We start from the raw sequence: 11,366 nt of genomic DNA, 5'->3' as shown, positions 1-11,366 counted from the left end.
GGGCAGGCGAGCAGCCGGGCGATGGCCGGGGCCACGTCGGCGGACCGGGTCAGCACAGCGGCGACGTGCGCGTCGGGGCGCAGCACCCAGGTCTCGTCGGGACGGGCACCCAGCGCCTCGCGCAGGGCCGAGGACGCGTCGAGGTCGCCGATGCGGTGCACGGCGACGGGCAGCCGCTCGGGCAGGTGCTCGGGCAGGTGCTCGGGCAGCGCCGCGTCGTCCCCGACGAGGACGGTCACCCCGGCCCGGGCGAGCTGGCGGAGCCGGACGACGTCCGGCCGTCCGGCGACGGTGATCGGGACGTCGGGAACCAGCACGCCGGGGCCGGGGACCGCGACGTCCCCGCGGGCCGGACGGCCCGGGAACGGGCGCCGCCCGTCCGGGGTGGTCAGCGGGGAATCGACGTACCAGAACGGCTCGGCGAGCCGGCCGGAGTCGACCTCCGCCCGGGCCGCGGGGTCGGTCGTCGCCCGCTCGAGCACCTCGAGGCGGTGCCGGGCCTCCTCCGGACTGCCCGGCACCAGGAAGCGCATGGTGGCGCCGGTGACGTCGAGGTTCTCCACGGCGGCGGCGTGCCGCTCGTCCGAGTAGCTGTCCAGCAGCGACGCCGGTGCCCAGCCGTGCACCACGAAGGCGAGCTTCCAGGCGGCGTTGTCGGCGTCCAGGACGCCGGAGTTCAGCCCGCGGGCGCCGAAGGGGGAGACCAGGTGGGCGGCGTCCCCGGCGACGAGCACCCGGCCCACCCGCATCCGGTCCACGACCCGGGAGTGGAAGCGGTAGACCGACTTCCACGCGATCTCGTGGTGGCGGTCGCCGATCACCTGGCGGATCCGGCGGTCCAGCCCGCCGGAGGCCTCCTCGTCGGCGAGGTCGAAGTCCGGCGGCACCTGCCAGTCGATGCGGAAGGTGGAGTCGGGGCAGGGGTGGATGAGCACCTGGCGGCCGGGGTTCCACTCCGGGTCGAAGTAGAACCTCCGCTCGGTCACCCAGCCGGGCAGGTCGGTGCGGATGTCGCAGATGAGGAACTGGTCGCCGAAGGTCCGTCCCTCGAAGGTCAGCCCGAGGGCGGCGCGGATGACGTCAGCCCGCGAGCCGGCGCACGCCACGGCGTAGCTGCCCGTGACGGTCATGCCGTTCGCGCAGGTCGCCGACACCTCGGCGTCCCCCTGCTCGATGCCGATGACCTGGTGGTCCCAGCGGACCTCGATCAGCGGCTGCGCTGCGATCGCCTGGTCGAGCAGCTCCTCGGTGACGCACTGCGACACGTTGACGAAGGGCGGGAACGGGGACTGCCCACGGTCGGCGAACCGGAAGCTGAACAGCTCGTGGTCGCGGTGGAAGGTCCGGGCGGTGGTCCAGGTGACTCCGCGGCGGGCGATCTCGGCGCCGACGCCGACGGAGTCCCAGACGTCGAGGACGTCGCGCTGCTGGCAGATCGCCTTGCTGCCCACCAGGTCCCGTTCGGGCCGGCCGTCGAGCACGATCACCGGCACTCCCCAGCGGGCCAGCAGCAGGGCGGTGGTCTGCCCGACCGGGCCGCAGCCGATGACGACGACCGGCGGCGCCGTGGAGCTCCCGGTGGTGGTCATCGTCAGGTCAGCCCTGCAGCTCGTCCCAGACCTGCCGGTCCCGCTCCGCGGTCCAGATCACCGGGCGCTCGATGCCGTCCATCTCGTCCCAGATGCGCTGGACGTCGAAGGGCAGGCAGTGCTCGAAGATCGGCCACGTCCCGAACCTCGGCGCGAGGGCTTCGTGGGTGGCCTGGAACGCCTCCTTCCTGGAGCCGCCGGAACGGTGGGCGGCGCCGACGGTCCGCTGCATGGTGAGCAGGAAGTCGCGGGTCTGCTCGATCGCCGCGTCGACCTCGACCCGACCGCGGGCGATCTTGCCGCGACCGCCGATGAGCTGCTGGGCGCCGAGTGCCTTGACCCGGTCCAGGGTGCCGGCGGCCCAGTCGAAGTGGAAGGCGTCGCCGGTGTAGAGCGCGGCCTGGGACTCGACGAGGTCGCCGGCGAAGAGGATCTCCTGCTCAGGCAGCCAGGCGACGATGTCACCCTCGGTGTGCCCGCGGCCCAGGAACTCCAGCACCAGGTCGCCCCGGTCGCCGCCGAGGGAGATGGTGAGCTTGTCGCGGAAGGTCAGGGTCGGCCAGGTGAGCCCGGGGATGGACTCGGGTTCCTCGAACAGCCGCGGCATCCGGCCGTACTCGCTCTCCCAGTCCTGCTGACCGCGCTCCTCGATGAGGTGCTTGGTCTGCTCGGAGCTGACGATGACCTCGGCGTCGAAGGCGCTGGCGCCCAGCACCCGGACGGCGTGGTAGTGGCTGAGCACCAGGAAACGGACCGGCTTGTCGGTGTGCTCGCGCAGTTTCGCCAGCCAGCGGCGGGCGGCGACCGGGGTGGCCAGCGCCTCGAAGCAGACGACGAAGTCCTCGCCCTCGATGGCGCCCAGGTTGGGGTCGCCCTCGGCGGTCAGTGCGTACACGCCGTCGGCGAGGACCTCGAGGGTCTGCTCCTTGACGCCGAGGTCGGCGGAGGACGCGAAGGGCTTGACGGCCATGGGGACACTCCCTGCACTGTTCGATAAACGAACGACACGCTCTCTCAGCGGTTCGACAGTAGGAGCGGGCGGGGGTCGGCACAAGGGGGGGCGGCGCCAGGTCGTCCGCGTCCGCCGAGCATCGCAGTAGGCGAGTGGGCTGTGTCACACTCCGGCCCCGGACCCTGCGTCCGGGTGCCGAGTGCCGAGCCGAGGAGACCCCGTGGGACGACGGACCAACCCAGCGCGCTTCGTGGCCGTCGCGGCGGCGTTGACCCTCGGCCTCGCCGGCTGCTCGGAGTCCGCCGACACCGGCGGCGACGGCGGCTCGGCCGACGAGTCGGGGCCGATCACCGTCGGCGCGGTCCTGGACATCACCGGGGCCGGGGCGTCCCTCGGGGTCCCGGAGCGGCAGGCCCTGGAGCTGCTCGCCGGCCAGCTCCAGGCCGAGGGCGGCATCGACGGCCGCGAGGTCGAGCTGATCATCGAGGACGACCAGTCCACCGAGGACGGTGCCGCCCAGGCGATGAACAAGCTGGTCAACGAGGACGAGGTGGACATCGTGCTGGGTGCCAGCCGCACCGGCCCGAGCCTGGCCATGCGGCCGATCGCCGAGCAGGCCCAGATCCCGATGATCTCGCTGGCCGCCAACGCCGCGATCGTCGACGGCTCCGAGTGGGTGTTCAAGAGCGCGCAGAACGACCGGGTGGTCATCGAGCGCATGATCGAGTACATGGCCGGCCAGGGGTGGACGACGATCGGCCTGGCCCGCGACGCCTCCGGGTTCGGTGAGGGCGTCCAGGAGATCTTCGACGAGGTCGGTGCGGAGGCCGGCATCTCCGTCGTCGCCGTCGAGCGGTTCGCCCCGGACGCCACGGACTTCACCGCCCAGATGGTCAACCTGCGCGACGCCGCCGCCGACGTCAACGTCATCTGGGGCATCCCGCCGGCTGCGGGGCTGGCGCAGCGCGCCTACGCCCAGCTGGGCATCACCACCCCCGTCATGCAGAGCCACGGGATCGGCAACCAGGTGTTCCTGGACACCGCCGCCGAGTCCGCGAACGGGCTGGTCGCACCCCTGGGCCGGCTCGTGGTCGCGGACCAGCTGCCCGAGGACGACCCGCAGCGGGAGGTCATCAGCACCTTCGTCGACGACTACACCGCCGAGTACGGCGAGGGCCCGTCCACCTTCGCCGGGCATGCGTACGACGGCTGGCAGCTCGCCGTCGACGCGCTGCGTGAGGTGGGCACCGACCCGCAGGCGCTGCGCGACCACCTCGAGGGCGTCGAGGACTTCGTGGGCATCAGCGGCACGTTCACCATGACGCCGGAGGACCACTCGGGGCTGACCAAGGACGCCCTGGTGCTGGTGACCGTGCAGGACGGCGAGTGGACGCTGCTCCCCGACCAGGGCGCCTGAACAGGCCGTGGTCGACCTCCTGCAGCTGGTCTTCGCGGGGTTGAGCCAGGGCGCGGTCTACGCGCTCGTCGCCATCGGCTTCGTCGCGATCTTCACCGTGAGCGGCGTCATCAACCTGGCGCAGGGCGAGTTCGCCGCACTCGGGGGACTCGTGGCGATCTCCGCGGTGGGCAGCGGGCTCCCGCTGCTCGCGGCGGTGGTCGTCGCGGTGGCCACCGTCGCCGTCGTCGCCGTCCTGATGGAGCGGCTGACGATCGCCCCGGTGAAGCGGATGACCACCCTGGTCTCGCTGATCCTGACACTGGGGGTCTCCACCGGGCTGAAGGCGCTCATGCTGCTGGTGTACGGGCCGGACGCGGAGGGTCTGACCCCGATCAACCCGGGCGGGTTCACCGTGGGCGGGGTCAGCATCCGCTACCAGGAGCTGTGGATCCTCGCCGTCGCCGCGGTGGTGTCCGCGGCCGTCTACTGGTTCTACGAGCGGACGCTCGCCGGCAAGGCGCTGCGGGCCTGCGCCGAGCAGCCGGTGGCGGCCCGGCTGGTCGGCATCTCCCTCGGGCGGGCCTCGCTGACCGCGTTCCTCATCGCCGGCTGTGTGGGCGCGATCGCCGGGGTCATGGCCAGCCCCATCTACTTCACCTCCTGGGAGTCCGGGCTCACCCTCGGCCTGAAGGGGTTCGTCGCCGCGACGCTCGGCGGCCTGGTCTCGGTCCGCGGCGCGGTGCTGGGCGGTCTCCTGCTCGGCGTCCTGGAGAACCTCACCGCCGGTTACGTCAGCACCGGGCTGCGCGACGCGGTGGCCTTCCTGCTGCTCATCGTCGTGCTCGTCGCCCGCCCCTCCGGGGTGTTCGGGCGCTCCGCGGAAGCGCGGGTCTGAGGCCGTGGCACGCCGAGCGCTGCGGCTGCCCGGGCCGTCGGCCCGTCGGTCCCGCCGCGGCGACGTCATCGGGATCTCGGTCCTGGCGGTGCTGCTGGCGGTTTTCCCCTTCGTCGCACCGGGGAGCCTGACCAACGTCGGGGTCTACGCGTTGATCTACTCGCTGGCGGCCCTGGGTCTGTCACTGCTGATGGGACTGGCCGGCCAGGTCAGCCTCGGGCACGCCGGCTTCTTCGCGATCGGCGCCTACACGCAGGCGGTGCTGGTGACGGAGTACGAGGTGGGCGGGCTGCTCGCCTCGGTCGCGGCGGTGGCGGTCACCATGGCGGTGGCGCTGGCGGTGGGACTCCCGCTGCTGCGGCTGCGCGGTCACTACCTGGCGCTGGCCACCCTCGGGTTCGGGATCATCGTGACCGTCCTGGCCGCCGAGTCGACGTTCCTGGGTGCGACGTCGGGCATCTTCGGCATCCCCAAGCCCGAGTTCAACGGCCGCGTCTACAACTCCACCACCGAGTACTTCCTGCTGCTGGTCCCGGTGGTTCTCCTCGCGCTGCTGCTGGCCCGCAACGTGGTGGAGAGCCGGATCGGCCGGGCACTCGGCGCCGTCAACGACTCCGAGGTCGCCGCCGAGACCCTCGGCGTCGACACCTTCCGGCTGCGCCTGCAGGTCTTCGTGCTGTCGGCGGCCTACGCCAGCGTCGCCGGGACGGCGTTCGCGCACTGGCTCGGCGTGGTCAACCCGAACGCGGCGAACTTCCCGCTGTCGGTCTCGTTCCTGCTCATGGCGGTGCTGGGTGGTCTCGGCACCGTCTACGGCGCGGTGATCGGCGCGTTCGCCGTCGAGGGGCTGGACGACGGGCTCCGCCGGCTGATCCCCGAGCTGGTGCCCGGGGCGGTGGGCGAGGTGCAGCTGATCGGCTTCGGCATCCTGCTGACCACGATCATGATCTTCCTGCCCGGTGGGCTGTACCAGCTGTGGACCACGGCCCGCCGGCGGCTGTCCGGTTCCGACCTCGAGGACGGTGGCGCCCCGCTGCCCGCCGAGGGCGCGGCGCTCCCGCCGGACGAGGGTCCGCTGCTGGCGCGCGAGGGCCGACCGGCGGCCGGCACGCCGCTGCTGGAGGTCTCCGGGCTGACCAAGCGCTTCGGTGGCGTGACCGCGGTCGACGACCTGGACCTGACCGTGCACGCCGGCGAGATCGTGGCGCTGATCGGGCCCAACGGCGCCGGGAAGACGACCGCCTTCAACATGATCAGCGGCGCCGTGGCGCCCACCGCCGGAACGGTCACGATGGCCGGCACCCGGGTGGAGGGCCGCAAGCCGCACGTCTTCGCCCGTGCCGGCGCCACCCGCACCTTCCAGAACCTGCAGATCTTCGGCTCCTCCACAGTGCTCGGCAACGTCATGGTCGGGCGGCACCTGCGCAGCCGCACCGGGCTCATCGGTGCCGCGCTGGTCGTGCCCGCCCGCCGCGAGGAGCGCGCCGTCGAGGCCTCGGCCCGGGAGCTGCTCGACCTCCTGGGGCTGGGCGCGGACGCCGATCGCCTCGCCGTGGACCTGCCCTTCGGCCGACAGCGGCTGGTGGAGATCGCCCGCGCCCTGGCGCTGCAGCCCGACCTGCTGCTGCTCGACGAGCCCATGGCCGGGCTGTCCGGCGCTGAGCGACGGGACCTGGCCCGGCTGCTGCGGCGGCTGCGGGCCGGCGGGATGGCGATCGTGCTGGTGGAGCACGACGTCGAGGCGGTGCTCGCCCTCGCCGACCGGGTGGCGGTGCTGGAGGACGGCGTGCGGATCGCCCTCGGCACGCCCGAGCAGGTGCGGCACGACCCGGCCGTCGTCGCGGCCTACCTCGGGGTCGAGCCGGAGGACAGCGCGGCGGTCGCGGTGGCCGAGACCGGCCCGGGGGAGCTGCCATGAGCCTGGAGGTCCGCGGGCTGGCGGCCGGGTACGGCCGGCTCGAGGTGCTGCACGGCGTCGACCTCACGGCCGGGGACGGCCGACTGGTCGCGGTGATCGGTGCGAACGGGGCGGGCAAGACGACGCTGCTGCGCGCGCTGTCGGGGCTGATCCCGGCGAGCGGGGGCACGGTCACCCTGGCCGGCGCCGACGTCACCGGGTCAGGGCCGGAGCGGCTGGCGCGGGCGGGGCTGGCGCACGTGCCGGAGAACCGGCTGGTGTTCCCCTCGCTGACCGTCGAGGACAACCTGGTGCTCGGCGCGTACACCCGGCGACGGGGCCCGGCGGCCGAGCGCCGGGAGGCCCGGGACCGGGCGCTCGCCCTGTTCCCGCGGCTGCAGCCGCGGCTGCAGCAGGTGGCCGGCACGATGTCCGGCGGCGAGCAGCAGATGCTGGCGATCGCGCGGGGGCTGATGGCCCAGCCCACGGTGCTGGTCCTCGACGAGCCCAGCGTCGGCCTGGCGCCCCGGCTGGTCGGGGAGATCTTCACCGCGCTCGGCAAGCTCCGGGACGACGGGCTGACCCTGGTCGCGGTCGAGCAGAACGCGCGTGCCGCCTTCGCCGTCGCCGACCACGTCTACGTGATGGACCGCGGCGCGGTGGTGCTCGAGGGGGACGCCGCCACGCTCGCGTCCGACCCGCGGGTCACCGCCGCCTTCCTCGGCGGCGGCCTCAGCGGCGACACCCCGGACGGCCCGCCGACGCCGGGGACCGCGGAGGCAGGTCAGCGGTGACGCCGGGGGTCAGGCGGCGACCCAGCGCAGTGGCAGCCGCTTCACCCCGCGTTGGAAGTCCGACCGGAGCAGGGCCGGCGGCCCGGCGAGCTCCAGCCGGCTCGTCCGACGCAGCAACTCGCCGAACAGCGCCCGCATCTGCACCCGGGCCAGCTGGGCGCCCAGGCAGAAGTGCGGACCGTGCCCGAAGGACAGGTGCGGGTTGGGGGCCCGGTGCACGTCGAAGCGGTCCGGGTCCCCGAAGACGCGCTCGTCCCGGTTCGCCGAGGTGAAGGACACGACGACCTTGTCGCCGGCGCACATGCGGACACCGGCGAGCTCGACGTCGACCCGGGCGGTGCGCCGGAACACCATGACCGGCGTCCACCAGCGCAGCATCTCGTCCACCGCACCGGGCAGCAGCGCGGGGTCGGCGCGCAGGTCGGCGAGGGCGTCGGGGTGCTCCAGCAGCGCGATCAGGCCGCCGGGCAGGCCGTTGCGCAGCGTCTCGTTGCCGGCCACCGCGAACAGCCAGAACATGCTCTGGAACTCCGCGTCGCTGACCTGACCGCCGTCCTCGTCGACCTGGGCGAGCAGCACCGACATCACGTCGGCGCCCGGTGCCCGCCGCTTCGCCTCGGCCAGCAGCCGGGCGTAGGCGTAGAGGTCGGGCATGCCCTCCCGGGTCCGCGGGTCCGGCATCCGGCCGTCGGCGTCCGGTGCCGGCCGGAGCGCGACCGCCCGCCGGGCGAGGTCGGTCCCGGCGCTGCTGTCGAACGACGCGGACGAGGCGTAGTCGGGGTCCTGCCAGCCGATCACCCGGTTCGACCAGTCGAACATCAGCCAGCGGTCCTCGGGCGGCACGCCGAGGACCGCGGCGAGGCTGACAAGGGGCAGGTCCGCGGCGACGTCGCGGGCGAAGTCGCACGTGCCCGCGGTCGACCGGCCGATCATCCGGTCGACCAGTCCGGCCGCCGTCGCGTCGATCTCGGCGGTCAGCGCCGCGACCGCTCGCGGCGTGAACGACCGGTTGAGCAGCCGGCGCAGGCGTGTGTGGTCCGGCGGGTCGGTGTTGAGCATCATCTGGCGGGCCCAGGCGAGGTCCCGGGCATCACGGACCTGGGTCGCCCCGAGCCACGAGGAGAAGGTCGCCGGGTCCCGCAGGACGCGCTCGACGTCGGCGTGCCGCAGCACGAGCCAGAACCCCGGGCCACCCGGCAGGCCGTGCAGCGGCGGCTCGTCGACCCAGACCACGGGGCCCGACGAGCGCAGGCGGCGCAACGCCTCCAGCGGCGGACCGGTCTCGTAGGTGGCCGGGTCGACGACGGCGAGGGCGTCAGCGGCTCCTGTGGAGGCGGTCACCGGGTGCGTCGTCCGGCTCCGGGCTCGTGCAGCCGGTCGAGGAACCGTTCCACCACGGTCACCAGGGCCACCGGCGTCTCGTACATGGCGTAGTGCCCGGCGTTCGCCAGCACCTCGAGGGAGCAGTTCGGGTAGTGCTGCAGGAAGGTCTGCTCCATCACCGCCGCGCTCAGTGCCGGGTCGTGCTCGCCGACCACCACCAGCACGGGCACGGGGTTGCCCTGCACCTGGGCGGAGAAGTCGGTGCCGGCCCACGCGTCGAGGTAGCCGGCGACGGCGGCCTCGTCGGAGTTCTCCAACGAGTGCTGCACCATGCGGTCCAGCCACGCCCGGCTGAGCCGGTTGCCGGTCGTGAGGTCGATGATCGCGTGCCGGTTGGCCGGCTCGCGCGCCGCGCCACGGAACAGCGGACCGGACTGCTCGTCGAAGGGGACGCCGGTCGATGGGACCGGGCTGACGCCGACCAGCCCGGTCACCCGGTCCTCGGCGTCCAGCAGCACCCGTTGCATCGCGCTGCCGCCCATCGAGTGCCCGAGGACGGCGAAGCTCGACCAGCCGAGCGCATCGACGGTCGCCAGCGCGTCGGAGGCGATCTCGGCGAGGGTGAAGTCGCCGGTCGCGCCGCGGCGGGACCCGTACCCCCGGTAGTCGACGAAGGCGACGCTGTACCGGTCGCCGTCCACCAGTTCCGGGAGGGCTCCCCAGCCGGTGGCCGACCCGAACCAGCCGTGCAGGGCCAGGACCGTGACCGGACCGGTGCCGACGACCAGGGGCTTGCTGTCCATGCCGCAGTCTGCAGCGACGCCGGGGCCGTCGACAAGGCTGCCGGCGGCCAGTTCCGATGTCGCGGCGACGGTCGGCCCTGCTGGTCCCGCAGTTGCCGGACCAGCAGGGCCGACCGTGCGTGAGGTCAGGGAGACGTTCCCGTCACCAGGTGCTCGACGTAGCCGGGGACGGTGAAGAACGTCGGGAAGGACTCCTCCAGGGTGACCGACCGGAACATCCGCGCGGCGTCGTCGAACCGGTCGTCCGGGGTGCGGGGCCGCTCAGCGACGACCTCGGCCAGCAACCTCTCGACCAGGTCGCGGGTCACCGGGGTGCCCTCTGCGGTGACGGTTCGGCGGGCGGTCCACTGCCACAGCTGGGCACGGCTGATCTCCGCGGTGGAGGCGTCCTCCACGTGGCCGTCGATGACGACGGCACCCACCCCGCGCAGCCAGGCCTCCAGGTAGCGGACCGCGACCGAGACGTTGCTGCGGACACCGGCGTCGGTCACCGGACCGGCCAGCCCGCGGGGGTCGAGCAGCTCGGCCGCGGTCACCCGCACGTCCTGCCGCAGTCGGTGCACCTGGTCGGTTGCGCCGCCGAGGACCTCGTCGAAGGCGCTGCGCGCGATGTCGACCAGGCCGGGGTGCGCCACCCAGGTGCCGTCGAAGCCCTGCTCGGCCTCCCGGCGGGCTCGCGGTCATCGGGGACCGCCGTGCTCAGGACGCCGATGGCGTGGGCTCCGCGACGGTGGCCGGTGCTCACCAGCAGGTCGGTGCAGGCCTGCATGAACGGCGTCGTCATCGTCAGCGCCGACCGGTCCGGCAGCACCCAGGACGGTCCCCGGTCGCGGAACTTCTTGACGATGCTGAACAGGTAGTCCCACCGGCCGGCGTTGAGGCCGGCGCAGTGGTGGCGCAGCTCGTAGAGGATCTCCTCCATCTCGAAGGCGGCGGTGATGGTCTCGATGAGCACCGTCGCCCGGATCGTGCCGTGCGTCAGTCTCAGCACCCGCTCGGTCTCGGTGAAGACCTGGTCCCACAACCGGGCCTCGGCGGCCGTCTCCAGCTTCGGCAGGTAGAAGTAGGGGCCCCGGCCGCGCCCGATCAGCCCGGCGGCGTTGTGGACGACGAACAGGCCGAAGTCGACCAGCGCGGCCGAGGTCGGCGTGCTCCGCCCGGTGCCGTCGGTGTGGCACAGGTGCTTCTCCACCAGGTGCCAACCACGGGGGCGCAGGATCAGCGTGGGCGCCGCGTCCGGTCCGGTGGGCCACTCGCGGACGACGTCGGCGAGCACGACCTGGCCGGTGATGACGTTGCCCCAGGTGGGACTGGTCGCGTCCTCCAGGTCGGCGACCCACGTCGACGCTCCCGAGCCCAGCGCGGCCCTCGCGGTCTCGGCGTCGGCCGGACCGGTCAGTTCCACCCGCCGGTCGGTCAGGCCCGGCCCGGCGCCGGCGACGCGCCACGCGGGGTCGTAGCGCACCACCGGGGTCTCCCGGCTGAAGCGCAGCTCCTGGCCGTTGCTGAGGGAGGCGCGGCGGTGGGCGCGCGCGGCCAGCAGCTCGGCCCGCCCGGGGGCGAACCGGTCGTGCAGGTACGCGAGGAACTCCAGTGCCCCGGGCGTGAGCACCTCCTCGCCCCGAGCGACAGCGGGACCGACCACGTCGATCCGGCCGGGCTGCGGGGCGGAGGGCAGGGGAGTGGGGTCGGGCCGGTGGACTCGGTGGTGGAC

Annotated in this window: 10 protein-coding genes; 4 read left to right on the top strand and 6 right to left on the bottom strand. The window is 73.5% G+C overall.

Annotation, left to right across the window (positions count from 1 at the left end; translation table 11 throughout):
- Together FHL79_RS23895 and FHL79_RS23890 are read right to left on the bottom strand one after the other, a co-directional pair.
- Positions 1–1,589 (bottom strand): FAD-dependent monooxygenase (locus FHL79_RS23895; protein ID WP_138761051.1); only part of this gene is annotated, 1,589 nt, incomplete at its 3' end.
- A gap of 7 nt (positions 1,590–1,596) precedes the next feature.
- On the bottom strand, positions 1,597–2,559 hold the full coding sequence (locus FHL79_RS23890) for an MBL fold metallo-hydrolase (RefSeq protein WP_138761050.1): 963 nt from the start codon (positions 2,557–2,559) through the stop codon (positions 1,597–1,599).
- A gap of 202 nt (positions 2,560–2,761) precedes the next feature.
- Between FHL79_RS23890 and FHL79_RS23885 the strand changes: the two genes are divergently transcribed.
- The 4 genes from FHL79_RS23885 to FHL79_RS23870 are packed head-to-tail and all read left to right on the top strand — an operon-like array spanning position 2,762 to position 7,526.
- Positions 2,762–3,958, top strand: a complete 1,197-nt coding sequence (locus FHL79_RS23885) for an ABC transporter substrate-binding protein (RefSeq protein ID WP_171058326.1) — start codon at positions 2,762–2,764, stop codon at positions 3,956–3,958.
- 7 nt (positions 3,959–3,965) lie between these two features.
- Entirely contained in the window at positions 3,966–4,835 is an 870-nt protein-coding gene (locus tag FHL79_RS23880) for a branched-chain amino acid ABC transporter permease (RefSeq protein WP_138761048.1), read from the top strand.
- A gap of 4 nt (positions 4,836–4,839) precedes the next feature.
- Positions 4,840–6,753 carry a branched-chain amino acid ABC transporter ATP-binding protein/permease gene (locus FHL79_RS23875; RefSeq protein WP_138761047.1) on the top strand — a complete coding sequence of 638 codons (1,914 nt, stop codon included), beginning with the start codon at positions 4,840–4,842 and terminating at the stop codon, positions 6,751–6,753.
- Positions 6,750–7,526 (top strand): ABC transporter ATP-binding protein, encoded by a 777-nt coding sequence (locus tag FHL79_RS23870; RefSeq protein WP_138761046.1) that lies wholly within the window; start codon positions 6,750–6,752, stop codon positions 7,524–7,526. The genes FHL79_RS23875 and FHL79_RS23870 overlap by 4 nt, the downstream gene beginning before the upstream one ends.
- Positions 7,527–7,535: 9 nt before the next feature.
- Here the strand turns inward: FHL79_RS23870 and FHL79_RS23865 are convergent, their stop codons facing one another.
- The 4 genes from FHL79_RS23865 to FHL79_RS23855 all read right to left on the bottom strand — a co-directional run.
- On the bottom strand, positions 7,536–8,867 hold the full coding sequence (locus tag FHL79_RS23865; protein ID WP_138761045.1) for a cytochrome P450: 1,332 nt from the start codon (positions 8,865–8,867) through the stop codon (positions 7,536–7,538).
- On the bottom strand, positions 8,864–9,652 hold the full coding sequence (locus FHL79_RS23860) for an alpha/beta fold hydrolase (protein ID WP_138761044.1): 789 nt from the start codon (positions 9,650–9,652) through the stop codon (positions 8,864–8,866). The genes FHL79_RS23865 and FHL79_RS23860 overlap by 4 nt, the downstream gene beginning before the upstream one ends.
- A gap of 125 nt (positions 9,653–9,777) precedes the next feature.
- Entirely contained in the window at positions 9,778–10,287 is a 510-nt protein-coding gene (locus tag FHL79_RS26300; protein ID WP_281283899.1) for a hypothetical protein, read from the bottom strand.
- A partial coding sequence (locus FHL79_RS23855) for an aldolase/citrate lyase family protein (RefSeq protein ID WP_281283898.1) occupies positions 10,185–11,366 on the bottom strand: 1,182 nt, incomplete at its 5' end. The genes FHL79_RS23855 and FHL79_RS26300, both read right to left, overlap by 103 nt.

This window comes from Modestobacter altitudinis (assembly GCF_005930475.1).
In the GTDB taxonomy this organism is placed as follows: domain Bacteria; phylum Actinomycetota; class Actinomycetes; order Mycobacteriales; family Geodermatophilaceae; genus Modestobacter; species Modestobacter altitudinis.
The sequence above is the reverse complement of the archived record's forward strand: the minus strand, read 5'-3'. Positions and strand labels throughout refer to the sequence as shown.

Bases quoted from the DNA above. Each gene is read 5' to 3' on its own strand.
- FHL79_RS23890 (WP_138761050.1), bottom strand. From the start codon at position 2,559: ATGGCCGTCAAGCCCTTCGCGTCCTCCGCCGACCTCGGCGTCAAGGAG.
- FHL79_RS23870 (WP_138761046.1), top strand. From the start codon at position 6,750: ATGAGCCTGGAGGTCCGCGGGCTGGCGGCCGGGTACGGCCGGCTCGAG.
- FHL79_RS23860 (WP_138761044.1), bottom strand. From the start codon at position 9,652: ATGGACAGCAAGCCCCTGGTCGTCGGCACCGGTCCGGTCACGGTCCTG.